The 26,182-nt window shown below is 58.1% G+C and carries 20 protein-coding genes and 1 riboswitch; of the genes, 17 read left to right on the top strand and 3 right to left on the bottom strand.

Features of this window, described 5'->3' with window-relative positions:
• The first annotated feature begins 76 nt into the window (after nucleotides 1–76).
• From gmk to BLT47_RS04590, 10 genes are all read left to right on the top strand, one after another.
• Complete coding sequence (gmk, locus tag BLT47_RS04635) at nucleotides 77–643, top strand: guanylate kinase (protein WP_065415320.1); 567 nt, start codon at nucleotides 77–79, stop codon at nucleotides 641–643.
• 61 nt (nucleotides 644–704) lie between these two features.
• Complete coding sequence (gene rpoZ / locus BLT47_RS08925; protein ID WP_083330068.1) at nucleotides 705–1,136, top strand: DNA-directed RNA polymerase subunit omega; 432 nt, start codon at nucleotides 705–707, stop codon at nucleotides 1,134–1,136.
• The gene (locus tag BLT47_RS04625; protein ID WP_074662183.1) at nucleotides 1,133–2,488 is read left to right on the top strand and encodes a bifunctional phosphopantothenoylcysteine decarboxylase/phosphopantothenate synthase; all 1,356 of its coding nucleotides are present in this window, start codon (nucleotides 1,133–1,135) and stop codon (nucleotides 2,486–2,488) included. The genes rpoZ and BLT47_RS04625 overlap by 4 nt, the downstream gene beginning before the upstream one ends.
• Nucleotides 2,489–2,760: 272 nt before the next feature.
• Nucleotides 2,761–3,954 carry a methionine adenosyltransferase gene (gene metK, locus BLT47_RS04620; protein ID WP_049619173.1) on the top strand — a complete coding sequence of 398 codons (1,194 nt, stop codon included), beginning with the start codon at nucleotides 2,761–2,763 and terminating at the stop codon, nucleotides 3,952–3,954.
• Nucleotides 3,955–4,159: 205 nt separating this feature from the next.
• Nucleotides 4,160–6,454, top strand: a complete 2,295-nt coding sequence (locus tag BLT47_RS04615; protein ID WP_074662179.1) for a primosomal protein N' family DNA-binding protein — start codon at nucleotides 4,160–4,162, stop codon at nucleotides 6,452–6,454.
• A 55-nt stretch (nucleotides 6,455–6,509) separates the two neighbouring features.
• Nucleotides 6,510–7,568: a methionyl-tRNA formyltransferase gene (gene fmt, locus BLT47_RS04610; RefSeq protein ID WP_074662176.1), complete on the top strand. Its 1,059-nt coding sequence runs from the start codon at nucleotides 6,510–6,512 to the stop codon at nucleotides 7,566–7,568.
• Nucleotides 7,549–8,964: a transcription antitermination factor NusB gene (locus BLT47_RS04605; protein WP_074662173.1), complete on the top strand. Its 1,416-nt coding sequence runs from the start codon at nucleotides 7,549–7,551 to the stop codon at nucleotides 8,962–8,964. The genes fmt and BLT47_RS04605 overlap by 20 nt, the downstream gene beginning before the upstream one ends.
• 46 nt (nucleotides 8,965–9,010) lie before the next feature.
• Nucleotides 9,011–9,709 (top strand): ribulose-phosphate 3-epimerase, encoded by a 699-nt coding sequence (rpe, locus tag BLT47_RS04600; RefSeq protein WP_074662169.1) that lies wholly within the window; start codon nucleotides 9,011–9,013, stop codon nucleotides 9,707–9,709.
• Between the two features lie 151 nt (nucleotides 9,710–9,860).
• A riboswitch (FMN riboswitch) is annotated at nucleotides 9,861–9,979 on the top strand.
• A 121-nt stretch (nucleotides 9,980–10,100) separates the two neighbouring features.
• The gene (locus BLT47_RS04595; RefSeq protein WP_074662166.1) at nucleotides 10,101–10,928 is read left to right on the top strand and encodes an ABC transporter permease; all 828 of its coding nucleotides are present in this window, start codon (nucleotides 10,101–10,103) and stop codon (nucleotides 10,926–10,928) included.
• Nucleotides 10,928–11,965: an ABC transporter substrate-binding protein gene (locus tag BLT47_RS04590; protein ID WP_074662162.1), complete on the top strand. Its 1,038-nt coding sequence runs from the start codon at nucleotides 10,928–10,930 to the stop codon at nucleotides 11,963–11,965. Before BLT47_RS04595 ends, BLT47_RS04590 begins: the two co-directional genes overlap by 1 nt.
• 229 nt (nucleotides 11,966–12,194) lie before the next feature.
• Here BLT47_RS04590 and BLT47_RS04585 read toward each other — a convergent pair whose 3' ends face one another.
• Nucleotides 12,195–12,773, bottom strand: a complete 579-nt coding sequence (locus BLT47_RS04585; protein WP_218122541.1) for a GNAT family N-acetyltransferase — start codon at nucleotides 12,771–12,773, stop codon at nucleotides 12,195–12,197.
• A 237-nt stretch (nucleotides 12,774–13,010) separates the two neighbouring features.
• On the opposite strand from BLT47_RS04585, the gene BLT47_RS04580 reads away from it, so the two are divergent.
• Nucleotides 13,011–13,967, top strand: a complete 957-nt coding sequence (locus BLT47_RS04580; protein WP_074662159.1) for a nucleoside hydrolase — start codon at nucleotides 13,011–13,013, stop codon at nucleotides 13,965–13,967.
• Nucleotides 13,968–14,201: 234 nt separating this feature from the next.
• On the top strand, nucleotides 14,202–15,656 hold the full coding sequence (locus BLT47_RS04575) for an MFS transporter (RefSeq protein ID WP_074662156.1): 1,455 nt from the start codon (nucleotides 14,202–14,204) through the stop codon (nucleotides 15,654–15,656).
• A 221-nt stretch (nucleotides 15,657–15,877) separates the two neighbouring features.
• Here BLT47_RS04575 and BLT47_RS04570 read toward each other — a convergent pair whose 3' ends face one another.
• Nucleotides 15,878–17,008, bottom strand: a complete 1,131-nt coding sequence (locus BLT47_RS04570; protein ID WP_074662152.1) for a DUF3866 family protein — start codon at nucleotides 17,006–17,008, stop codon at nucleotides 15,878–15,880.
• Between the two features lie 91 nt (nucleotides 17,009–17,099).
• Between BLT47_RS04570 and BLT47_RS04565 the strand changes: the two genes are divergently transcribed.
• The 5 genes from BLT47_RS04565 (at nucleotide 17,100) to BLT47_RS04545 (ending at nucleotide 25,055) form a co-directional block, all read left to right on the top strand.
• A complete protein-coding gene (locus BLT47_RS04565; RefSeq protein WP_143021768.1) occupies nucleotides 17,100–18,233 on the top strand; it encodes a helix-turn-helix transcriptional regulator in 1,134 nt (377 codons plus the stop codon).
• Entirely contained in the window at nucleotides 18,226–19,473 is a 1,248-nt protein-coding gene (locus tag BLT47_RS04560) for a WCX domain-containing protein (RefSeq protein ID WP_074662145.1), read from the top strand. Before BLT47_RS04565 ends, BLT47_RS04560 begins: the two co-directional genes overlap by 8 nt.
• Nucleotides 19,460–22,264, top strand: a complete 2,805-nt coding sequence (locus BLT47_RS04555) for a DEAD/DEAH box helicase (protein ID WP_256332525.1) — start codon at nucleotides 19,460–19,462, stop codon at nucleotides 22,262–22,264. Before BLT47_RS04560 ends, BLT47_RS04555 begins: the two co-directional genes overlap by 14 nt.
• Nucleotides 22,265–22,500: 236 nt before the next feature.
• The gene (gene lnt, locus BLT47_RS04550) at nucleotides 22,501–24,222 is read left to right on the top strand and encodes an apolipoprotein N-acyltransferase (RefSeq protein WP_143021767.1); all 1,722 of its coding nucleotides are present in this window, start codon (nucleotides 22,501–22,503) and stop codon (nucleotides 24,220–24,222) included.
• A gap of 14 nt (nucleotides 24,223–24,236) precedes the next feature.
• Nucleotides 24,237–25,055: a polyprenol monophosphomannose synthase gene (locus tag BLT47_RS04545; RefSeq protein ID WP_407706101.1), complete on the top strand. Its 819-nt coding sequence runs from the start codon at nucleotides 24,237–24,239 to the stop codon at nucleotides 25,053–25,055.
• A gap of 325 nt (nucleotides 25,056–25,380) precedes the next feature.
• Here the strand turns inward: BLT47_RS04545 and BLT47_RS04540 are convergent, their stop codons facing one another.
• A complete protein-coding gene (locus BLT47_RS04540; protein WP_074662135.1) occupies nucleotides 25,381–25,740 on the bottom strand; it encodes an RNA polymerase-binding protein RbpA in 360 nt (119 codons plus the stop codon).
• Between the last annotated feature and the right edge of the window lie 442 nt (nucleotides 25,741–26,182).

Here is a 26,182-nt window from a genome sequence, read left to right as displayed (position 1 = left end):
GCGTTTTTTTTCGGCGTCGTAAACCGAGCAGGTAAAGCAAGGTTAAACGCAACCGAAATTGTGGCAACATGGGCTTATGGAGGAAGAGCACGCAAAGATTTTTGTGATTGCCGGGCCTTCGGGCGTGGGCAAGGGGACGATTGTGAAAGCGATGGCAGCACGATCCCCGAAAATTTGGGTTTCTATTTCGGCCACCACGCGCGCGCCGCGGCCGCACGAAGTAGACGGCGAGTCGTATTTTTTCGTGACCGATCAGGAATTTGACCGCATGGTCGCCACCGGGCAAATGCTCGAATGGGCCGTGGTGCACGGCAACGCCAAGTACGGTACACCGCGGGCACCAATCGAGGAGGCACTGCGGGCGGGGAAGGTGCCGGTGTTGGAAATCGACGTCGCCGGTGCGCGGCAAGTCCGCACCTCAGCTCCGGAAGCCGTGCAGATTTTTATTGCCCCGCCATCATGGGAGGAACTAGAGCGGCGTTTGCGCGGCCGGGGCACGGAAACTGAAACACAAATTGCCCGGCGCCTGCAAACGGCGCAGAGTGAATTAGCGGCCGAACCGGAATTTGACATTGTGGTTGTTAATGACACCGTGGCTCGCGCCACCGGCCAGATCCTTCAAATTATGGGCCTGGAAGGTTAGAATGGACGGCTGGAGCTAACAGTTAGCGAGCTAGCTAGCTGGCTATGACGAAGGGAAGTTAATGTTCGGAACTGTTCCGGAACCAGAAGGTATCACACGGCCGCCAATCGATGATTTGCTCGCCAAGATCCCCTCGAAGTACGCGCTGTGCGTTGTCTCTTCGCAGCGGGCTCAGCAGATTAATACCTACCGCCAAGAAATGGCGCGCGGGGACGCGAATATTACGAGCTACGGTGCCCTCGTGGCGGCCGATCCGGAAGAAAAGCCGCTTTCCATCGCCTTGCGCGAGCTCGTAGACGGCAAGCTGGATTGGACGATTGATGGCCACGGGCCGCAAGATATCGTCCCGGAAGCAGAACTTGCTGCCGGTGGGGCAGCGGTCGCGGACGCAAGTGAAGCGGCTAACGCACCGGCGCCAACTGATACCGCTGCGGAAGTGGAAACGGCCGCTACCGAAGCGGACGCCCCCGAGGTTGCTGACGAAGCGCAATGAGTGAAAAGCGGGCTGCCGCTACGCAGACACGGCCACGGGTAGTAGTGGGCGTGACCGCCGGGATCGCTGCTTATAAAACGGCGATCCTGGTGCGTCTGCTGATCAAGAAAAATCTGGATGTAACGGTTATCCCCACTTCTGCTTCCTTAGAAATGGTTGGTAAAACCACTTGGGAAGCACTGACGGGGAAACCGGTGTACACGCAGACGCCGGAAGATGCCCCGCATGTGACGCATGTGCGGCTGGGGACAGAAGCTGATCTGGTAGTCGTTGCTCCGGCTACCGCGAACACTCTTGCCAAAATGCGGGCCGGCATGGCAGACAATCTGCTTACCAATACTTTGTTGGTAGCCGAATGCCCAATTCTTATGGTGCCTGCCATGCATACCCAAATGTGGGAAAACCCGGCCACAGTGGAAAACGTGCAGATATTGCGCGCCCGCGGAGTAGAAGTAATGGAACCGGCCGCGGGCCGGCTCACCGGCAAAGATTCCGGCAAAGGGCGGATGCCAGAACCGGAAGAAATCGCGGCCCGTGCCTTCGCTATCCTCGGCATTACAGATAACGCTGCGCACGGTGAAGAACGCGGTGAAGAAAACGTTGAAGAAACTGCGCGAGCAGAAACTAGCGCGGCGGAAGCCGGCGCGAATCGCGGGACCTTTGCGGCGGCTTTGCGCGGCCGGCAGATTGTTATTTCGGCTGGTGGCACCCGAGAAGCTATTGATCCAGTGCGTTTTATTGGCAATCGGTCCTCGGGACGTTTCGGAGTGGAAATTGCCCGTGCGGCCCAAGCAGCCGGTGCACATGTCACCCTGGTTGCCGCCAATATTGATGGGCAAATCTTGAATACACTCGAGCACACGGATATCGAACTAGTTCGAGTGGAATCTGCCCAAGAATTGCAGACGGCCATGCTTGAAACCGCGGCCAGTGCGGACGTGATCGTAATGTCAGCCGCCGTCGCCGATTACCGGCCTGCCAATCGCACCGCTACTAAGCAGAAAAAAGATGGTACCGGGCGCAAAACTATTGAACTGGTAGAAAACCCGGATATTTTAGCCGAACTAACGCACACGCGCCGCCGCGAAGGGCAAATCATTATCGGTTTTGCCGCGGAAACCGGGGATGCTGAAGCCAGTGTGCTCGAATACGGACGGGCGAAAGCCGCACGAAAAGGCGCCGATCTCATGGTGATTAATGAGGTCGGCACTGAACGCGGCTTTGGTGAGGTCGAAACGGCTATCACTATCATTGACCGGGCCGGAACCATCATGGCGGAAGGTCAAGGAAGCAAGACACAGATGGCACACAAGATTATTGACACTATCGCGGGTCTATCAAATACCCGGTAGAATGAGAATTCAGTCAGGCACAGGATCTGGGCGCCGCGCACTGGATGCCACTTGGTTGGATGCCACAGAGCAGGAAAGCACAGGGCAGGAAAGCACAGGGCAGGAAAGCACAGGGCAGGAAAGCACAGGGCAGGAAAGCACAGGATAAGAAAGCGCTGGGCTGGAAAACACTGGGTAATAAAACCAAGAAAACACAGTGTTAAGAGGTTTCCGGGTGGGGCCCGCGAGAGGGCTAGAAGTTACCCGCAAAGAAAAGCTACAAGGAGCTAATAATGGTGTATCTGCAACCATTCACGTCCGAATCGGTGACGGAAGGCCACCCGGATAAAGTGTGTGACATTATTTCCGATACGATCCTGGACGCCATGCTGGAACAAGACCCGGATTCGCATGTGGCCGTGGAGACCATGGTCACCACCGGATTGGTGCATGTGGCTGGGGAAGTTACCACAAAGTCCTATGTGGAAATCCCGCACATCGTACGCGAACAAATATCGAATATTGGTTACACGTCTTCCGCCGTCGGCTTTGATGGTGCTTCCTGCGGGGTAACCACCTCGATTGGGCAGCAATCCCCAGATATTGCCGCGAGCGTGGCCAAATCTCTGGAATCGCGGGAAATGACTGATGTGGAACGCTATTCGCGGCAAGGTGCCGGCGATCAAGGCATGATGTTTGGCTATGCCACCAATGAGACGAAAACGCTCATGCCCGCCCCGATTCAGCTCGCCCACCGATTAGCCGAACAGCTCGCGAAGGTGCGCAAAACCGGTGCGGTACCTTTCCTGCGCCCGGACGGCAAAACCCAGGTAACTATTGGGTATGACGGCAATAAACCCGTGCAGCTCCAAACCGTGGTGATTTCCACGCAACATGATGAGAGTGCGCAACTGGACTGGTTGGCGCAAACCCTGGAAAACCACGTTCTGGATACCGTGCTGGAAAGTGAAGGCTTGGATCTGGATACTTCCGAGATGAAGGTCCTTGTTAACCCTTCGGGAAGGTTTGTGGTGGGAGGCCCGATGGGCGACGCCGGACTTACCGGCCGGAAAATCATCGTGGATACCTACGGGGGCTTTGCACGGCACGGAGGTGGGGCCTTCTCCGGTAAAGATGCTTCGAAAGTAGACCGCTCCGGGGCTTATGCGGCGCGCTGGGTGGCCAAAAACGTGGTGGCAGCCGGTTTGGCGAGCCGCTGCGAAATCCAGGTGGCCTACGCGATTGGCCGGGCACACCCGGTATCCTTGCGGGTTGACACCCAAGGTACTGAAACCCAGCCGGTAGACCGGATCCGCAATGCGGTAGCAAAAGTTTTCGACCTGCGCCCGGCCGCCATTATCGACACTTTGGGCTTGAAGCGGCCCATCTTCGCCAAGACCGCCGCTTATGGGCATTTTGGCCGGGAACTGCCAGAGTTTACTTGGGAGAAGACCGACCGGGTAGAAGAGCTTCTGCGCGCGCTATAAAACTCGCGGGCCAGAAAGTCTCCGGAATGTGGGCTGCGAAGCCACTTGGAAAAGCGGAAGCCACTTGGAAAAGCGGAAGCTACTTGGAAAAGCGGGCTCGAAAAGCGTGCCAGAAAAGCACTCCGGAATGTGGATTGGCAGGGCGTTCTGGAAACATGAAGCCGGATGTAACAACTGTGTCGGAGGGGCGCGATAGCCTGTAGGCATGGAGGAGATTGCAGGATTCGGGGAGATTCCCGATTTTGGTGAGCAGGGAAGCCTGCTTGATATTCCGCGCTTGGCGGCGCGGATAAAATCCAGTGTGCCCGATCCGGTGGCCCATGTGCGGCCACTGGTCACCCATCCGCAGCTCGACCATGTTTTTGACTACCTGGTGCCGCAAAAATTTGCCGCGCAGGCCCAAGTGGGATGCCGGGTGGTTGTTGATATCGGTTCGCGGCGCGTCAACGGGTTTATTGTGGCGCGGGACGCCGATTCGCGTGCCGGTACCGATCTCAAAGAAATACGCCGCGTAGTTTCTGCCGTGCCCGTGCTGACCTCGGAAATATACGAATTAGCTCGTGAAGTAGCAGACCGGTGGGCCTGTAGCGTGGCCGAAGTATTACGCTTGGCCATCCCCGAACGGCATGCCCGGGCCGAAAAAGAATTCTTCGCCGCAGATACTCCGCTAGCAGAACCAGGGCTGCGGTTGGAGCCGCAAACCTGGGAGAACTATGCCGGGGGAGTTGCTTTTGCTACCTGCTTGGCGGAAGGCAAATCGCCGCACGCTATTGTGGCCACCCTTCCCGGGGAGGCAGGCGGGCGGAACCTCCTCGCCGAAGCTGTTGCTAGTACCCGGCAGTCGGGGCGCGGCGTGCTCGTAGTGGTACCAAACACCCGCTTGGCCCGCAGTTTGGCGCGATACCTCGAAAAAACCTTGGGCGAAAAAATCGCGTTCGCCGCGGCAGAAGACCCACACGAAACGCGGTACCGGAATTTCTTGGGCGCGCTCACGGGCCGGGCGGGGATCGTCGTCGGTTCGCGCGCCGCTACCTGGTGGCCCGTAAAAAAACTGGGGCTAGCGGTAGTCATTGACGATGCCGCCACTTCCTTGCGCGAACCCCGTGCCCCCTATGCGGAAGCAAGCGAGGTGCTCCGGTTGCGCGCCCGCCTGGAAGAAGCCGCATTTTTGGCTTACGGACCATATGTTTCCGAGCGTTCTGCGCAGGCCATTCGGGAAGGAGCGCTCCTGCTGGAAGGCGAAACTCGTGCCAAAAAACAGATCTTGCCGCAAGTTAGCGCCGCAGAACAATGGAATACGGATGATTCCTTCCGTATCCCGAGCCCGGCTTTCCAACTTGTACGCCAAGCACTCCCGCGCGGGCCGGTGCTTTTCACGGTGCCGCGCTCCGGTTACATTCCGGAAGTGGCGTGCGGGAACTGCTGGGAACCGGCACGCTGCGCCGAATGCGGAGGCAAACTGGCCATTCCAAGCAAAGGTGAAAGGCCCCACTGTACCCGGTGTGGCACCCGTATCAACCAATGGCGATGCGCACAGTGCGGGTACGGCCACCTGCGGGCCATGAAAATTGGTTCCTACCGTACCGCAGAAGAAATTGGGCGGGCCTTTCCCGGCGTCGGCATGATTCTTTCCGGGGCCGGACTCCCCGAAGGCATTATTCCGGAAGTGGACGGTAAATCTCGGATCGTGGTAGCCACGCCGGGTGCCGAACCACGCGCGGCAGGCGGATATGCAGCGGCAGTGGTTCTCGATTCGCGCTACTTGCTCGGAGAAGGGCTCGACGCCGATACCCGGTTCATCCGGGCCATCGCGCGGGTTATTTCACGGGTGCGCAGTGCCGGAGCCGGCGGAAAAGTAATGCTGGCCGGGCGCGCCGAACTGCAACTAGTCTCCGCACTGGCACGCTGGGCCCACGGAGAAAGAGCCGAAATCTCCCTGGCCGAACGCAGCCAACTCAAACTACCCCCGGCCTGGCGCTGGTTGGCAGTAACCGGCCGGCGTCGTGATATTAGAAACTTCCTGGGGATACTTCGCGCCGCTCTGCGCAGCCACCCGCTCCCAAACCCGCAAATCACGGGCGCCACGGCCACAACCGCGGGTGGCACAGCCGCGGGCACCACAAACCCGGGCGCTACGCAAATAAACCCGGACACCACGGCCGCAACCGCGAGCATTACGCAAACAAACGCAAGCGGCTCGAGCAGCGACCCGAGCGCATTGTCCAGCGACGCCAGTGCTACAACCAGCGAGGCAAGTGCTACAACCAGCGACGCTAGTACCTCTCCTTCGCTGTTGGTAGGCGGAGTGCATCATTTGGTGCCCGGCGTAGAAATACTGGGCCCGGTACCGGCCCGGCAGCCCGAGGAAATGACGGTCTATCTACGCACCAAATTGGCCAGTGCCCGGCACGTTATGGCACAGGCACGGCGTAGCTATGGTTCTTATGCTGGTGGATCTTCGGGAATGCCCTTGCGGTTAGAAGTCGATCCTCCGATGTAGGCCGCAGGGTGCAAGCACCAGAAAAATAGGGACCAGAAATCGCTAGAATGAGCAGGTGCGAATACTTTTTGCTGGAACTCCTCAAACTGCGGTGCCTTCTTTGCACCGGCTGATAGAAGACGGATTTGAAATTGCTGCCGTGCTCACGCGAGCCCCGGCACCAGTGGGCCGAAAACGCGTCCTTACCCCCTCAGCTGTGCATGAAGCCGCGGCAGAGCTCGGCATCCCGGTACTTACCCCTAAATCTTTGCGTACCCCAGAAATACAGGCACAGATTTCGGAATTGGCACCGCAAGCGGTGGCGGTGGTGGCCTACGGACTCATAATTCCCGAATCTTTACTCGCGGTTCCTACCCACGGCTGGGTCAACCTGCATTTTTCGCTCCTGCCGCGGTGGCGCGGGGCCGCACCGGTCAACTACGCAATCGCCGCCGGAGACACAAAAACCGGTTTGAGCATTTTCCAGATTGAAAAAGGTTTGGACACCGGGCCAATATTCGCACAGGAAGAAACACCCATCGGTGCGCAAGAAACCGCGGGAGAACTCCTAGCACGGCTCGCCCACAGCGGGGCCACACTACTTTCGCGCACCCTACAAGACATATTGGCCGGCACCGCCCATGCCACACCGCAAACTGGTACCCCCACCCTGGCACCACAATTCCGCAGTGCGTGGGCACAAATTAACTGGGAGACCAGTGCCGCCGAAATTGCGGCACGGATTCGCGCGGCCACTCCGGTTCCGGGCGCCTGGACGTTACTCGAAGGGCAACGCGTCAAAATCGCACCCGTAGAAGTAGCATCCTCGCTTTCTGAATCTTCGGCGTCAGCTGGCTCTACGCAAACCCCAGCCACGGGTTCAGAATCGCAAACCCCCGCCCTTGCACCCGGAGAAATCGGGGAAGATGGATACGTAGGAACGGCCACCGAACCAGTGCGGCTCACCCGGCTTGCCCCGGCCGGTAAATCACACATGGACGCCCGGGATTGGTTGCGCGGCGCCCGGCTCGCACCCGGCACGCGTTTCACTTCACCCACTACAGACACCGCAAACAGCACAACCAGCAAAGCAACCAAGAGGAAGGACAGCATTAGTGAGCAGAGAGCGCAATAAAGGTTGGGTTCCGGGCCGTAAACGGAGCGACCGGGCCCGCCTGGTCGCATTCCAAACCATTCGCGAAGTAAATGCCGAGGGCGCTTACGCGAACCTCGTACTACCCGCAGCTATTAGCCGGGCCCGGCTCAATAAGCTCGACGCATCCTTCGCTACCAACCTCACCTACGGTACTTTGCGGCTATCCGGCCGTTACGATGCGATTATTGCGCGCTGTTCCCAGGATCGGGCGCTCAACGAAATCGATGCGCCAGTACTCGATCTATTGCGCCTGGGATGCCACCAGCTCGTCGAACTGAAAACGCCGCCGCACGCGGCAATCAACGAGACCGTGACCTTGGCCCGCAACGAGCTGGGCCAAGGGACCGGCGGTTTCGTGAACGCCATCTTGCGCCGGGTTTCGGAGCGTGGCAACTGGGAAGAAATCTTACGTAATTCCAGCGCCAACGAAGAACAATTCTTATCCACCTGGTATTCCCACCCGCGCTGGATCGTGCAAGAATTTGGGGCCGCCTTGCACGCCCGCAACCGCGCCGAAGCGTTAGAAGCCGTGCTCGCCGCCAATAACGAAGCCGCGAAGGTGGCTTTGCGGGCCCGGGATATGAGCGTGGCGGCTTTGCGCGAAAGAATCGAACGCGCCGGGATGGAATGGAGCGAACCCTATCTGGTGGAAGCGGCAACCCTGTTGGAACATGGTGATCCGGGCCGGCTGTGGCCGGTGCAAGATGGCCAGGCAGGCGTGCAAGATGAAGGCTCGCAACTGATTTGCGAAGTTTTCGCGAACCTTAAGATCGATCCGGGAACTGACGAGAAGTGGCTGGATATGTGCGCCGGGCCGGGCGGAAAAACCGCAACCCTAGCGTCTTTTGCCGCCCAGCGCGGCGTCCGGATTTTTGCGAATGAACCCCACCCGCACCGGCTCGATCTTGTTGCTGACGCCGTGCGGCCCTTTGCCGATATTGTGGCGCTGCGCGAAGGGGATGGCCGTGAAATCGGCGCCCAAGAGCCGAATAGTTATGATCGCGTACTGGTGGATGCACCCTGTAGCGGGTTGGGTTCTTTGCGGCGCCGGCCGGAAGCCCGCTGGCGTAAATCCCCGGCAGACGTAACCGATTTGGTGCAACTGCAAGGCGAACTTCTCGACTCTGCCTACCAAGCAGTGCGCCCGGGCGGAATCTTGCTGTACACCACCTGTTCGCCAGTGCTCGCCGAAACCAAAGAAGTAGTGGAAGCATTCCTGGCGCGTACTGCCGGTGCGGAGCTGGGAGACTGTACTCTCGAAGCAAACCGGCGCGCCAAATTCCCGGTCGCCGCCAAAGGCCGCACAGTGCAACTCTGGCCAGATTTACACCAGGCGGATGCCATGTATATGGCCCGTATCCTCAAAACCGAATAACAGCCAAACCAAGCAACTACAAAGCTACAAACGAACGGAAAGCACAATGAGTGTTCAGATTTCACCTTCGATCCTCAACTGCGATTTTGGGCATCTAGCCCGCGAACTCAGCCAGATTGATAACGCCGATTTCGTGCATTTCGACGTGATGGATAACCACTTCGTTCCCAACCTTTCTTTCGGTGTGCCGCTCCTGGAAAAAGTGGTGGAAAATACGAAGGTGCCGGTAGATGCGCATCTGATGATTGAAGATCCAGATCAGTGGGCACCGCAATATGTGGAAGCCGGTGCCGCATCGGTTACCTTCCATGCGGAAGCTTGTAAAGCCCCGCTGCGGCTCGCGCGGGAAATCCGCGCCCAAGGAGCCCGCGCCGGTCTCGCTTTACGCCCGGCCACCGATATCACGCCCTATATCGATATTTTGGATGAGTTCGACATGATTCTCATCATGACGGTTGAACCCGGGTTTGGCGGTCAAAAATTCATTTCCCAAATGATGCCGAAAGTGCGGCGCACCCGGGAAGCAATTGACCGCGCCGGGCTCGACGTGTGGGTGCAAGTAGACGGCGGGATCTCCCGGGCCACTATCGAGGAAGCGGCCCGTGCCGGGGCCAATAATTTCGTGGCCGGCTCCGCGGTATTCAAAGCCGCAGACGCCCACGCAGAAGTAGAAGCACTCCGCCAGTTGGCTACCAAAGCGTGCGCGGAATACCCGGCAAAACCGGGCCACACACCGCCTTGCTAAAACCTCGGCTGGCTAGGTACCTTGCGGTGTTGCTCGCGGTCTTCCGCGTGGTACCTGGCTACGCGCCTAACCATGCTCCTACCAGCGCGCACATCCGTGCCGTGGTATCGCGCACCCGGAAAACATGTATACTGGCACCCGTCAATTAGATAAGGTGCTCCGGGGTCAGTGCAAGTCTGAACCGGCGGTGATAGTCCGCGACCCGCGCAAGCGGTTGACGAGGTGAAAATCCTCGACCGACGGTAATAGTCCGGATGGGAGGCGCACCGGCTCGCGATTTTTAGATACCGAACCTGGCCGGCCGGCCAGGGGAGTGGGAAACTGGTTCGCGAGCCTTTGCCATACCCTTGCAAATGCGATACCTCGAGGCGTGAGTGAAAGGCCATCGGCTGTGCGAAAGGGTAACTGGCTTCCCGCGCTCGTCTTAGGTGTATGCCTGCTCGGATTGTGGTGGGCGGCTACCTATTTTGCTTGGGTCAATCCTGCCTTTTTGCCCAGTCCCGGCGCGGTATTGCAAAGAACCGTGCGCGGCCTAGTAGAAAACGATCCCACCGGGGCAGGGGCCGGTATCCGGCCCGGCTATTTAGCCACGGCGCTCGGCCAAACCTTGGCAGAAGCGCTGGCCGGGTGCTTCTTCGGTGCCTTAATCGGTATTCCCGTGGGCGTGATTATCGCCAAAACCAAGGTTATTAGCGCCGCGATCCAACCCTATTTAGCGGCATCGCAAGCGATACCCGCGGTGGCGATAGCCCCCATGCTTGTAGTGTGGATCGGTTACGGTTTCACTTCCGTGGTGGTTTTGTGCGTAATCATGGTTGTTTTCCCGATTATTATCTCCACCTCCGTTGGTATGGCGGGTATCGATAGTGATGTTGTGGGAGCGGCCCGGCTCGACGGCGCACACGGGCTTACGCTCTTATGGCATATCGAACTGCCTTTGGCTTTCCCCTCGATTGTGGGTGGCCTAAAAACAGGTTTCACGCTCTCAATCACCGGTGCCGTCGTCGGGGAAATGATTATTGGCGGAAACGGTTTAGGCACAGAACTAACTCGCGCACAAGGTGCCGCTGATATTCGCGGCATGTTTGCCGTGGTGCTCGTAATGGCAGTTGCGGCAATGGCAATTTATGGCTCCCTTTACGTCCTGGAGCGCCGTGCTGCGCTGGCTACCGGAATTTCGGAGCCGCGGGCACGCAAAGGTCACAGAAAGGGACGGTAATGAAAAAACGGCTCATGGCACTGGTTACTGCCGCCGCGCTTTTCCTGGGTGCGTGTGGAAACACTTCCGGGAGCAGTAACGCGGAAGCGGCGAAAGGCGGGCAGGGAAACACTGCTAGCGCCGGGCAGGCCGCGGCGGCGGGGGAGAAGATCACGATCGGTCTCACCTATGTGCCTGATGTCCAGTTCGCTCCGCTCTATGTAGCAGAAGAGAAAGGCTATTTTGCAGAGCAGGGTCTGAATATTGAGTTGCGCCATCACGGTGCCCAGGAAGGGTTGCTTACTGCTTTGCAGGGCGGGAGTGAAGACGTCGTCTTCGCGGGCGCCGACGAAATGTTGGAGGGTCGGTCGAACGGGACCGACGTCGTCAACTGGGCCACGATGTACCAGCAATACCCGGTAGTTCTCATCGTGCCGGAAGATTCGCCGATTCACTCGCCGGCAGATCTGGCCGGCCGGTCCGTAGGGCTACCTGGCCCCTATGGCTCAAACTATTACGCCTTGCAAGCAATGCTGCAAGCCTATGACCTTACCGATAAAGTCGATGTGCAATACATTGGCTACACTCAACAGTCGGCTTTGAGTACCGGAAAAGTTGATGCGGTAGTTGGTTTCCTAAACTCGGACGTACCCGCAATTACCCGGCAAGGCCAGCCGGTGCGAGAGATACAAATGATGGAAGGCGGGTTGCCGCTGGTAAGCGTTGGTTTTGGTTCTTTAGCGCCCACGCTAGAAAAGCACGAAGCGGAATTCCGCAAGATTTTGAGTGCTTTGGATAAGGCCGTCAGTTTCGCGGCTGAAAATCCGGACGAAACTCTCGACATTACCGCAAAGGAAGTTCCCGCCCTGACCGAACCAGAAAACCGCGAAGCCGCACGCGAAGTTTTGCAACGCACTTTGCAGCTGTATACCGGTTCGCGCACATTCGGTTCCCAAGATGAAGCAAAATGGCAGGCCATGGTGGAGTTTATGAACACCTATGTGCTCAGCCAACCGGTAGCTGCCGACGGCGCTTACCGAGAACTAGTGCAGGACTAAAACCTTTAAAGTGCGGCCCAGAAACGGTTCCGCGGCAAACCGTGCGGGCCGTAAACCCATAAACCCGTAAAGCTAAAAACCGGGAACCTGAGAACCAGGCAAGCGGGAAACCGGGCAAGCGGGAAACCGGGCCGGCGTAGCATCAAAACTGGCGCTACGGCCGGCCCGGTTTATTGCTATTACTGGAACCTTGTAGCCCTCCTGTTTTCGCAATGGTGGCAAAGATTGCCTAGAGTTGCAGTTCGAAGGCAATATCACCGCGTTCGAAGGGGAACTTTTCCTTATCTACCGGGATTTCTTCGAATCCGAATTTGCGATAAATATGAATTGCGGCCGCGCATTTCCGGTTTGAAACATTGATTACGCGGTCAACTCTGCAGTCCCGGGCGTAATCTAGACATGCCTGCAAACACGCCGAACCGGCGCCTCTGCCGGAAGCCATACCGCGGGCCGCAAACTTCATGATTTCCCAATCGCCATCGGCCATGGGCGCGATCATGCAGCAAGCCAAAACTGTACCGGGTATTTCCGCGGTGCCCGTGCCCGTGGTGGCGGCGTGCACGGTAGAAACCCCGTTCGCGGGAGCGGGAGCAGCTTCGTTTGCGGAAGCGGGAGCGGGAGCAGCGTCGAGGGCAAAGAAAATCTGGCCGCCCTGATCTAGAAGGTTTTCGAAATTCTCCAGGTCCACGTAATCTTGCGGTTCCATCGTGAACATTTCCGTGATCCACGCTTTGTTCAGCTCCTGGAAGTCTTTCTTATAGCGCGGATGGTAGGGCACTACGGTGATGCCATTTGAATTATTTGGCAATGCACTTTCCTCTCGCGATTATCCCGGAGGTTTACCTGCCTGCAGGATTACCTCCCTTTCCTTTGTCTTATATATCAGTTCCACCTGCGCGCAAGTGGTTTCCGTCCAGTAGATGCCAAGTTAACCCGCTAAAGAAGTAGCCAGCAGCCGGGTAGCAGACGCTGCCCTAAAGCGGAATGTGGTGTGTAATACTAGACTTCGTAAAGACGGGGTTCGAACTCGAAATAGGGGCATTCGATGAAGAATATTATTCTGGACCTGGACACCGGTATTGACGATACGCTCGCGCTTGCGTACATCTTGGGATCGCCCGATGCGAACCTGCTCGGCGTCACCGCAACCTACGGAAATGTGCTGCTAGAGCAAAGCGTGAAGAATACTTTAGACGTATTGGCGCTGTTTGGGCGGGCAGACATTCCGGTTTATGCCGGGCAGAGCCATCCTTTGGAAAGTGCTTCCTTTACGGTTCCGGAAAGTTCTGGACGGTATCACGGTGCGAACGGGCTTGGGGGAGCGCACGTACCCGTATCCGCTACGCGGCAGGTAGAAGAAACTTCGGCCGTGGATTTCATTATCGAATCGGTTCGGGCTGATACTGACGGGTCGCTCGTTTATGTACCTACCGGGCCTTCCACTAATCTTGCTTTGGCCTTTGCGAAAGCTCCCGATATTATCGCGAAAATCAAAGTGGTAATGATGGGAGGTTCGCTTACTTTGCAGGGCAATACCGGGCCTTTTGCGGAAGCAAATATGGCTCAAGATCCGGAAGCGAGCGCCCAGGTTTTCGATAGCGGTGCCGATATCACCATGGTTGGCCTAGATGTAACCACGCGAGCTCGGATGGGAAGAGAACATTTGGCGGCCCTGCGCGAACTCGGCACTCCCGCGGGTAATTTTTTGGCAGAAATGACTGAGTTTTATATCAACGTCACCGAAAGTGACGATCCGGGCGGTTTGGAAGGCTGCAATCTGCACGACCCGCTCGCCGCCGCGGTGGCCCTGGACGAAGATGTGGTGTGGTGCTTCCCGATTAACGTGCTTTGCGAAACTGAAGGTCCGAGCCGCGGCCGGACCATTGGCGATCCGGGGCGCGCAGGCCAGCCGTCCACCACGCGAGTGGCTCTGGACGTCGATGAACGTTACTTCGTCAGGCACTTTATGCAACGCCTGCTTGCTTTGGCTGCCGCGCACTAGGCAGGTTATGTGCCGCGCACTAGGCGGGTTATGTACCGCGCACAAGCCGGGCGTGCCGCCAGGCCCGGCTAGGCCGGCTGGTGCACGCGACCGGCCTAGCCGCTGCGAGCCCCCAATAGCTCGGGCGCGGAGGATCTACGTGTAAAAACCAATACCAGCGCAAAAACCAACACCAGCGTAAAAACCAATTCCCCAAAAGAACTACGTCTTTCCCGTTCGTGAGAAGGAAAAAATATGGTTATGGAAACGGGCGCCGCGGCGTCAAACTCAGTTCCTGAACGCCCACATGCTCCCAGCGAGTTAGAGATTAATCGCCGCAAAACCCGGCGTGCTTTGCCGGCTTTGCTCACGGTTTTTACCCTGGGCAGCCTACTTATTCAAGCTTTTAATTTGGTCTTCCAAAATATTGGGGACTCTCTGAGCATGGCCCAAAGCGCTTCCTTGATTTCCACTTTGCCGGGCATTGTGCTCGGAATCGTGTGCATGTTGTACGGCACTTTGTGCGATTTTGTATCCCCGAAACGCATGACGATGTTTGGCATGGGCGCGCTCATCTTAGGTAGCCTGCTGGGCTTTTTCGGCGCCAGCAGTTTCTGGATGGTGCTCATTGGCCGCATGATCCAGGTAGCCGGCGCCCAGGTTTCCGGTTCCGTGTTCGTGGTGATGTCGGTAAAGTTCCTACCCGCGCGGGAAAAGGCTGTTTACCTGGGGATTTACAATGCCATCTACTATTTGGCGGCCGCGATCGGGGTGTTTGCGGGCGGCTTTATTACTTCCTTCCACTGGAAATATTTGTTCCTGGTCCCGCTCATCGCCGTCGCCTTCCTTCCGACGCTCATTCGCAACACGCCAGACGTTGCGGGAATGGGCGAAAAGATCGACGTTGCCGGCATTACCCTGTTCGCAATTTTCGCCGGTCTAATCGCGATCTTCTTCTCCTTCCAAAATCCGTGGCTGCTCCTTGCCACCGCAATTTGCGGGGTACTTTTGGGGATTTGGATTGCCAAGGCGCCACATCCCTTTATTGGGAAAGATTTCTTGCGCAACAAAGCTTTTATGGCGGTGCTGCTGTTACAGTTCGTGTTCTTCTTCTTCAATTTTGCGGCCGTACCTATATACAACGTAATTGGGGAGAACCTGTACGGGCTTGACCTGCGGCAAATCTCGATTTATTTGACGGTGGTGTACGTGGTAGCCACGCTGATCGGAATAATTTCCGGACCTTTGGTGAACATTTTTGGCCGCTACCGTACCCTGCTGCTTTCCGCGCTGTGCATGGTAGTTGGTTTTGCGGGGTCGGCGGTGCTGATTGGCCGCGGTTTCGTGGTGCTCACCGTGCTGGCCTGCGTGTTTATTGCGGGAGTCACGGCCTGCTACACGCCTATTTACGACGCCGCTTCAGATGCCCTACCAGTCAGTGAGAATGGGCGGGGCATTGGTATTTTGGACCTGATGCTCAACATTTCTTCCTCGCTGGGCTTGGCGGTGTATTCGGCGCTGATCAGCTCTGATACTTTCCAGGCCGGCGGGATCTTCGGGGTAGAACCGGGCGCGGAAGCTGCCTCGTCCAATATGTTCTGGTTCATGGCCGCTGTCAGTTTGCTGGCCGTGGTCTTGGTGGTCGTTTTCCGCAAGTACGTGACCGTGCAGCGCCCGGGAACGACGCCGGAGCCAGTTGCCACCGCCTGACGCCCGGTGCCACCGCATGACGCCCGGTGCCACCGCATGAGGCCTGCTGGTACCGCGTAAGGCCGGTGCCACCAGGGAAGCGCAGTACCACCGGGGGAGCACTGTGCCGCCAGGGGAGCACAGTACCACCGGGGGAGCACTGTGCCACCAGGGAAGCGCAGTGCCACCACATGACGCCCGGCCGGCAGGTTTGCGGCCCGTTTTGCCGCCTATCTATCTGTCTATCTATCTATCTCTAACAGTTCGGCGGCAACCTGCCCGGCCGCGCCGGCGGCCAAGAAATTTAGGGGATCTTCGTGTAGCCCGCGGCCCATAGTCCGCAAAGGTACCGGGGAAGTTTCTAGCGGGCCGAGGAGTTTTGCTACCGGCACGTCTACTCTTTGCAGGCGCGGATGGGCGAAGAGGAGCCCTAAACGTTCCCGGGCTAGTTCCCGGGCGCGCGGGCCAACCAGCTGGCATAGTTCGCTATCGTCTAGTTGCGGCACCGGGCAGAGAGCCGGGGTGAGCGCTATCCGCGTGAGCGTAGTCAAAGTGTGGTGGGAAAGGCCCAAGTGGCGTTCGCGCGGATCGGCGCTAGACATGCGCAACAGGCCAATTGCTTGCCCGCCCAGTGCGTTTACGGCGTTGATTGCTTCGCCGGCGCTGGTACCCGAAAAACCCCACCGGGTATCGGTCCCCAAATTTCCCGGACCTTGCGAGATTATGGCAACGTCTGCCTGCCACACCCATTTTGCGGCCAAAAGCCCGGTGTAAATATTGACGGCTTCCAGATCTCCACCGAAAGCTTGCCCGCACGAAATCGTGCCTAAAATCTGGCCGTTTTCCTGCAGCCTTGTGGCGGTTTGGGAAAACCAAGCGGGAAGGGCGCCGCCGTCGTCCATCACGTAAGCAATACGCGCAGTGGGCCGCGCCGCCCGCAAAGTGGCTACGGCGGCCGGTAGCGCAGAATGCAAATCAGCCACGATTACCGGCATTCCCTCTAGCGAATCGGCGTCCCGTAACAGTTCGTGGTAGGGAGATTCTTGTTCGTCGACGCCGAGCGTCAAGTACTGCATGGGCGTATAGCGGGCCTTCACAATATGGCCGGGTGAATTGGGTGGATCGGCCGGGAGCCGGTCCGGGATGGCACAAATAAACATGTACCCGCCGGTGCCCAGCTCGCGTTCATAAGCTGAAACCTGTAAGAGCACGCGGTCTCCAGGTTCGGGCTTGCCCACGAGAGGCAGATAGGCTAATGCCCGCCCGCGGGCGGCGTCTTCCGTAGCGGGCGGCGCGGTAAGTGCCACCTCGTATTCGGCGCACTGCGACCACGTGCCTCGTAACCGTAAAACCGTACCTTCACGCCACTTCATCACGGGCTAACTCTATGTGATTGGGAGCGGGCCCTTCCACCGCGTGCGGCGGCGCGGCACAATCGGGAACGTATGGCCTAAGCTGGGCGGTATGAGTCGAGGCCAGCGTGAGGCGGGGGAGCGCCAGTTAGCGCTCCTGGAGTCTATTTCCGCGCATCCTGGGATTACCCGCGCGCAGCTTTTGGAAAAAATACCTGCCTATCGGTCCCGGCCGGCTGGGGAAAGCCGGCAACGCATGTTTGAGCGTGACGTGGAAACCTTGCGGAATAGCGGGTATGCGGTGATCGTGGAGGATGATCGTTACGAACTTTCGCGTACGACGCCGGTGGTTGCCGATGTGGGAGTGCTCGGTGCCGGTATTATTCGGGCGTTGATTTCTGCCCTGCCTGGCCACGATGTGCGAGCCGGTGCGGCCCGCACCGGCCTTACCAAAATGCTTTCCGAGGCGCAGGAGACTACGCCCACCGCGCCAGCCCGTGCGGGCCAGGCGCCAGGTGCGGGTACGGCAGCGGGTTGGTTCACGCAGGCGAGTATTCCTAGTGGAGATGAAGTGTTGAGTTTGGCGCGCGCTTTGCAAACCGAACGGCGCGTGAGTTTTGAGTATGAGCGCGCGCCTGGCCAATATCGCAGTTACGAGTTCGAACCGTGGAGTATTGAGGAACACTATGACGCTTTCTATGTTTCTGGGGTGGCGCGCTATGCGGATCGGGAAGCGGCAGATAAACCGGGGCCGCAGTCCCGTAAGTTTCAGTCGCGTACTTTCCGCGTGGATCGGATTGTGACGGGAAGTGTGCGGGTGATAGGCCCGGCCGTACATCGGCGCGCTCAGGTAGATAGCGCGCTTTCCACGGGCACAAAAGTAGAATTAGCGATCCGGCGCGGTTGTGCCGCGCCGCTTGCCGCCCGCGGCACCTACCTGCGGCAATTCTCAGCAGCCGCGCCAGATACGGCACCTCAAACTGCTTCCGGGCACGGATTTGAAATGGGCGCTGGTACGGCAGAGACGCAAATCTGGGAAGCTTATGAATACGCGGCTTTGCCGCGCAATAGTCTATTTGAGGACCTAGTTTTTTACGGGCCGGATGTGCAGATTCTGCGGCCGCAAGAGGTACGGCAAGAATGGGAGGCGCGGCTCGCTCACGTAGCGCAAGTCTGTGCGGCCAGCGCTAAGGGCAGCGCTGCAGGCAAAAATGGTTTTGCGGGTGAGGAGGCAGAAAGTGAGTAAACCGCGCCGCACCCCGCGAATCAATAATTTGGTGCTCATGACGTCCATGCTCACTTATTTGGGTTCGCACGGGCCTGCTACTTTGGCAGAACTTGGGCAACGCTTCGGGATTTCTTGGAAGCGGGCTTTGAATCTGTTGTGGAAAGCGAATATGGCCGAACCGGTCAATATGATTATTCCTTTCTACCTGGATTTACCCGATCCGCTGGAAAGTTCCGCGGAAGTATCCGCGGAAGTAGAGGAATTTCGGAAAGCGAGTGCGGAGTCGTATGTGTCTTTGCGCGGAGAACCGCAAAGATTGTATTTCGGGTTGGATGAGGCGCTAATTATTGTGGCACTCATTGATTCCTTGCTAGAAATAACGCCGGAAAGTGCGGTGGGTACGGCCCTGCGGGATACCCGGCAGCAAATTACGCAGGCTTTGGCGCAGGCGGGTTTTGCGGACGCTGTTTGGGATGAGCCGCATCTGGTGGCCGCCCCGGAAGTAATTACCGTGCTCAACGAAGCTTTGGCGGATATCGATTCCGAACAGGTGCCCGCAGATCCGAAAAGTGCCTGCGCCGGCGTCGAATTTTCCTATATGACGGCGGCAACGGCTACCGAAGGAGCACGGGCGCGGCGTATTTACGCTATTCCCGCACAGATTGTGGCCGGCGTGAATCCGTTGCTGTGCGCGGCATTTCGTGAACCGCAATCGGCAGGGGAAACGCTAGCCGAGGATCGATGCCCGGTAGCCGCAACGCCCGAGGCGGGCGAGTGGCAAGTAGGCTATTTCCGGTTGGACCGAATTGCCCAGCCGCGCTCACGCTCTGCTGCCACGGTGCGTGAGCTGCAAGAAAGTCGAGAAATAGCCCAGTGGGCGCGGGAAAAAGCGGCCCCGCAAGCCGGTGAGGGGTGGGAGCCGGAAGGTCTTGATATTGTCATCACGGTAACGGCGGCAGGCCGGTGGGCTGTACAGGCCTTGGCGGGGGCGCGTGCCACCGCCGCCGGGGAAGGGAAAACCACGATAGCCTTTAGGGCGCGTTCCCTCGCCTGGCTCATGACTTTCCTAGCGCAGGTAGGGGAGGCTTTGGTAGAAATCCAGCCGGCCTGGGTGGCCCGCGAAGTTGCCGCGAGGTTTGCCCGAATGGCGGGAAACGTGCCCGGGCCCGGCGAGCTGGCAAGCCCGGCGCCCGCGCCGGATTCTGGAGGTACGTCAGGGTATGGCGACGCACCAAATACACGAAATGAAGAAAGCTGAGGAAAAACCGGTGGCAAATCAATCCTTACTAATCAAGGATTATGTGGAAGGATACGCGGCGCGCGGTATAACCCTCGACGATTTTCAGGTAGAAGCCTGCCAAGCTTTAGCGCGCGGCCGTGACGTTTTGGTGTGTGCACCTACGGGGTCCGGGAAAACCGTGATCGCCCACTGCGCGGTCTATTTGGCACTCGCCGCAGAAAAACGTTGCGTTTACACCGCTCCGATCAAGGCCCTCTCAAACCAGAAATATGCCGAGCTGAAAGAAACGCTGGGCGCAGAACACGTGGGGCTACTCACCGGCGATCAAGCTATCAACCGGGAAGCTCAAATCATTGTGGTAACCACGGAAGTTCTTCGCAATATGCTTTTGCATGCCGATCCGGAAATTGAAGATTTCGGGTACGCCATTTTGGATGAAGTCCACTACTTGGCAGATCCGGACCGCGGCCCGGTATGGGAAGAAACAATTCTTTCCTTGCCGGAGCATATTCGCCTGGCTTCCCTATCTGCCACGATTGCGAATGCGGAAGAATTAGCTTCCTGGATGCGTTCCGTGCGCGGGCCCACAGAACTTATAGTTTCCGAGACTCGGCCCGTGCCGCTCGAACAATATGTTTCCACAGGTACGCGCCTCCTGCCGCTGTACGCCAAAGGTACCGCGCCGCGGCTTGCAGGCGGCACCGCAGCTGCAGATGCTCCTACGGATACTTCTGCGGATGCTTCCACTGGTGATTCTCCAGGTGATTCCACTGGTGAATCCACTGATGCTTCCGCGCCTGCCGCCGCCGCGGAAACGCCCCAGCCTTCCAACGCGCTCGTTAGCTCCTTGGGGCAACGCCGCCGCGCTGGGGAACGTCCGCGCCGGTTGGAAGCACGCGACCGACGGCGCATTATTTCCATGTTGGAAGAACGCGGAATGCTCCCGGCGATTGAGTTTATTTTCTCCCGCAAAGGGTGCGATGCAGCCGTGGAAGCTCTAGTGCGCCGCGATATTACGCTTACGACGCCGCACGAACAATCCGAAATTCGGGCGGCGGCTCGAGAATTACGGGCAAGCTTGAGCGAATCAGACTTGCAGGCGGTTGGTTTTGACCGGGCCGTGCGCGCTCTGATCCGCGGTTATGGTGCCCACCATGCCGGGGTGTATCCACCTTTGAAAGAGCTCACCGAAAAACTTATGGAACGGGGTTTGCTGCGCATTGTTTATGCCACGGGCACTTTGGCGCTCGGGATTGATATGCCGGTGCGTAGCGTCGTCCTCGAAGAACTTCACCGGTGGAACGGTTCAGAATTTGTGGATTTGACGGCCACCGAATACACCCAGTTGATTGGCCGGGCAGGCCGGCGCGGGAAAGACAAGGTGGGGTACGCCGTCGTCGTCGCTAACGCAGACACCGACCCCTACCATTTAGCAGACCTTGGTTCTGGGAAAGTCGAACCCTTACTTTCCGCTTTCCAAACTTCTTATAACACGGTTGTCAACCTGCTCGCGGACCGTTCTTATGCGGCGGCACGGGATTTGGTGAACCGGTCATTTGCGCAATATCAACGTAATGCGGAGCTGGGCGGTGTGGTGGCCAGAATGGAAAGAATTCGGCGCCGGATCGCGGAAGAAGAAAAGAAACTCCACTGTGACTGCGGGGATCTAGCTGAATATATGCGCTTGCGTTCCCGGTTAGGGCGGGCGCGGAAAGCTGCCCGGCGCAAGGCAAAACGCGAATACCAGGAACGTATCTACGATTCTTTTGAACAGGTACGGCCCGGAATGGTCTACGCCTATTCGCTCCAAACCGAGCTGTTTTATGGAGTGGTTACTTCCTCCGATGGGCTGCGCGCGCGGGTCGTGGACTGGGACGGCAATATGTACTGGCTTTACGCAGAAGATTTGGCTTCTGAAATGCGGCCCATTGAGCCAATTACGATGCCGCACGGCCTTTCCATGCGCGACCCGGTAGCCCGCGACCAAGTAGCCGATTCGATTCTCGATATCGTGGCCGAACGGGCCGATCTGGGAATCGACCGCGACCTGTTGCTTTCATGGTCCCGTTACGCTCCGCCGCGGGATGTGCGAGTAGCCCACCATCCGTGTGCTTCTTGCCCGCGTTTGGGTGTACATATGCGGGAAGGTCAGGAACTGCTTTCTTTGCATACCGCACATGAGCAACTCAACCGGATCGCGCAAGGTTATGAAGATTCGGCGGGCCGGGATTTTGATGCAACCGCGCAAGTACTGCTTGAGCTTGGCGTTCTGCAAAGAGATACGGAAGCAGAAAGCACGCCGGGGGAGCAAACCGGCCAGAAAGTACGGCTCGGAATCGGGGCGGAAAGGCTGCGCGAAATCCACGCCGAAGGCGATCTGCTTATCTATTCTTGCCTGCTAGCATTGCCGGAAAAGTGTTTGGATCCGGCGGGAATGGCCGGTTGGGCTTCCATGTTTTTGGGCGACGACAGGCTCGGCCTCTACCCGCCACGTACTCGCGAACTGTTTGATTTGGCGCGGGTTGCGCGGCGGGAAGCGGACCATTTACGTGCGGTAGAAGAACGCCACGGGATTTCCCGCACCCCGGATATTACGCCCGGCTGCGCGGATGCTTTTGCGGCTTGGGCTGGGGGAGCGAGCCTGCAAACCTGTTTGGATATGTCCCGGCTACCGGTCGGTGATTTTGTGGGCGCGGCGCGCCGGCTTATCGACCTGCTCGGCCAGCTCATGATTGCCGGGAAAGATACCTGGGTGGCGGATATTGCGCACCGTGCGCGCGAGGCCGTACGCCGCCGCGAGCTCATGTAGCCCCGCCAGGAGGATCCTTCTTGAATCGCAAGTCCGGCACCAGAAACAACCGCGCCCGGCAAGGCGCGCGGAAACAATCTGCACGCCAAAAGGCAGCACGCCAGAAATCGGCAAGCCAAAAACCGGCGCCCCAGAAACCAACACGCCAAAAACCGGCGCCCCCGAAGCCTGCCGCAAATTCCACGCATAGTGCCCACCGCACGGGCCGGGGAGGTTTTTCTGGTTTGCTTCGTTTCTTGGCACGCTTGGTCGGTGCGATCGGGGCTGGCTTGTTGCTATATGCAAGTTTCGCGCCGCTTGCTTGGGGGCCGGCCGCCATCTTCGGTATTGCGCTGCTTGCCGGGGTAGTGGCGGGCCGCAGTCTGCCCGCTGCCTGGGGCTGGGGTTATGTGGCCGGCCTGGCCTTCTTTTTGCCGCTGCTTTCCTGGACGGGTATCTCTACCGGGGAACGCCTACCGCATATTGCCTTAGCCGCTGCCGAAGCCTTATTCATTGCCCCAGCAGCCCTGGGCTGGCGAATGCTGGAAGGCGCCCTACGCGCATCGCGCGCTACCAACCGCAACCCCAATCACAACACCAACCGCAAGGTATTCAATCGCCGGCCAGCTAACCGCAAAGCTTCTAACCGCCAAGCTTCCAACCGCCAAGCATCGAAGCGCAATGTTGCCGGCAACATTCCCGCGCCCCAGCAAGAAGGAATTCTCGCGGAAATAAAACCCGCGGTAGTTTTCGCGGCTGGTGGGGCGATCCTCTGGGTGGCCTGGGAACAATTGCGCGGGCAGTGGCCTTTTGGTGGCCTCCCGTGGGGCACGCTCGCTTTTTCACAAACCCAAACCCCGCTATTGCGGCTCGCTCATATTGGTTCCACCCCGCTCGTTAGTTTCGCGGTGGTGTGTAGCGGGCTTTTCCTGTATTGGGCGGCGCGCTGCCTGCGCGGCGGGCGCGGGCTTGGGGGAGTACTGGCTATTCTTTCCAGCCTCGCGATTTTCGTGGCCCCAATCGCGGTGCCGGTTAGTAGCGCCGCATCAGAAAACTTGCGGATTGGCTTCGCCCAAGGGGAAGTGGCACCAGCTTCGCAGCCGCTAGACGGGCGCGAACGGGCTCTGCGAGTAACCCAAAACCTGGCCCGCGCCACCGCAAACAGCATAGATCCGGGCAGTATAGACCTGATGCTATGGCCCGAATCTGCCTCCGATCTCGACGCCCGGCAAGACGCAGAAGCCCGGGCCATTGTTACTGCAGCCGGCACCCGGCTCGGCGTACCGCTACTTTTCGGCACCCAAGAATATTGGGACGATCCGGCTGCCACGGACGGTTTTTCCGTGCGCCGGCGCACGAATGACTATGTGGTATGGACGCCAGAGGAAGGCGTGAGCGCCAGTTACAGCAAACAACACCCGGTACCTTTTGGCGAATATATCCCTTACCGAGATTTTTTCCGCAAGTTTTCCGCTGCGGTAGACCTGGTGGGTACCGATATGGTTCCCGGGCAAACCCCGGCCTATGTGGACGTGCCGGTAGCTGGCCGCACGGTACGCATCGCCACCCCGATTTGTTTCGAGGTAGCGTACGGAGAAATCTCTGCGACCGCAGTGCGGGACGGTGCACAACTACTGGTGGTGCCTACCAATAATGCGTCATTTGGGAATTCTGCCGAATCGCGGCAACAATTTGAAATGACGGCTTTCCGCGCGGTGGAGCTGGGCCGCACCGCTATCCAGGTTTCTACCGTCGGGGTCTCCGGCGTCGTCGAACCCGATGGGGTAGTACACCACACCACCGATACGTGGACCGAAGAAGCCCAGCAGGCCACGGTAGGCCTGCGCACCCACGTAACGTTCGCGGCGCGTTTTAGCGTGTGGATTCGCGCCGGAGTATACCTGCTAGGGGGCGTGATATTCGTTGTAGCATGGGGGAGATACCGCCACGGGCGCGCCCGCCCCAGCTCGCAACAGTAGCGCAGGAGAAACGTATGGATACGAATAACACTTCTCGGTCACGAAAACTCGCCAATATTATGAAAACCCTGGTCATTATCCCCACCTATAACGAGGCTGAGAACCTAGAAAAAATCGTGGCGCGCACGCTGGCCTCCGTGCCCGAAGCAGACATTTTGATTGTGGACGATAACTCTCCGGACGGCACCGGCCAGATCGCGGACGAACTTGCCGCCCAACACGAAACCGTGCAGGTAATGCACCGAACGGAAAAAGATGGCCTGGGCCGGGCCTATATTGCTGGCTTTCGTTGGGCGCAGGCGCGCGACTATACGCACGTAGTGGAAATGGATGCGGACGGTTCCCATCATCCCGAACAGTTACCGCTGCTTTTGGAACGGGCAGCGATGAGCGATGCCCCGGATCTGGTGATCGGTTCGCGGTATGTGCGAGGCGGCAAAATTGATGGTTGGTCCGCGCCGCGGCTCGCACTTTCCCGCGCCGGAAATGCTTATATTCGCCTCATGCTCGGCCTACCGGCTTCTGATGCGACGGCAGGTTTCCGGGTGTATCGCCTGGATGCTTTGCGCAAGCTTGACCTGGACCGCGTAGAAGCACGCGGATACTTCTTCCAAACCGATATGACGGATCATGTGCATCGCGCAGGTGGGCATATCGTAGAAATGCCCATCACGTTTTCGGAGCGGGAAGCTGGCGAATCAAAGCTTTCCGGTGCGGTATTTACCGAGTCTTTTAAGCGTACGACGGCGATGGGCGTCAAACGGCGCGGAAAACAACTAACAAATGCACTTAACAATGCACGCGAAAAGCTAGGGGAGCGCTTCCGCAAATAGACTTCCGTAAATAGGCTTCCGCAAATAGGGCTCCAGGGCTTCCGAGCTCTACCCAACAGAAAACTTCTGAGATGCTTTTTAGCTCCCAGAGCAGTAGTTAGCAGAAGTTAATAACTTCCGAAATGGTTTAACTTCCGAGGTGGCGGTTAGAGATAGTTTCCGGAGTAAGAAGGCTCCCGGAGTGGTAGTTCTGGAAACCAGATTCACTCCGGGAGCCTAGAATTTTTGCGGAAGCCGCCTGGCGAAAGCCGCCCAGCGGAAAATCGCTTGCTAGTACCTATTTGGTAGTACCTATTTGGTAGTGGCTAGCCTATTTAGTAGCGGTTTAGCGATGCCGGCCCACGCCAATATGCAATTGGCCGGTCCGCAAAAGCTCCAAACGCTCATCGAGTAGAACTTGTAGATCTTCGATCTTGCGGCGCTCGAGCAACATGTCCCAGTGCGTCCGCGGGGGCTTTGCCGGCTTGCGATCGTCTACGCCTTCGCCTTCCACAAGCTCGCCTTCTTCACCGCACCGGCACGTCCAGGCCACCGGCACTTCAGCTTCGGCCGCAAGCGCCACCTGGAAAAGGTGGCCTTCCGAGCACCGGTATTTCACCGTCTTGCGCTCTGCGAAGGCAACATTCTTGTCGGTTTCCAGCGAACTTGTGCCGATGCGCATCCCGCGCAAAGATCTCTCCGCCATCCATCCTCACTTTCTGGCTGATTTCGCCGGGTCATGGTTTACCTACCCACAAGGTTAAACGGTAAGGGGCAGTATTTTTGTTCCCGCACTCGCAAAATGGCTGTCATAAGCCAATAAAACGGGCTTGACGGAATTGCCACCACCACGCCCTAACCGCCGATAATGTATATTATGTCAAATTCGCTCGAGGTGGAAGGCAGCCGCTAGATCTGTCCGAAAAACGGCTGTAACAACTTCTCAGATATCGTCCTAACCACTTCCCTGAAGTATTTCGTTTCCGCAAAAACCACTCTCGGCCAAAATCTGCCGGAAATCGGCTACAAACAAGAAAATCTTTCCTGCTGCATTCTACCTGTTGCGGTCTGGACTTTACCTGTTGCGGTCTGGACTTGCCCGCAAAGCCTGCAAAGCCGAAGGCAACAAAAACTGCCCGCCGGCGGAA

Origin of the sequence: Actinobaculum suis (genome assembly GCF_900102025.1) — a bacterium.
Lineage (GTDB): Bacteria > Actinomycetota > Actinomycetes > Actinomycetales > Actinomycetaceae > Actinobaculum > Actinobaculum suis.
The sequence above is the reverse complement of the archived record's forward strand: the minus strand, read 5'-3'. Positions and strand labels throughout refer to the sequence as shown.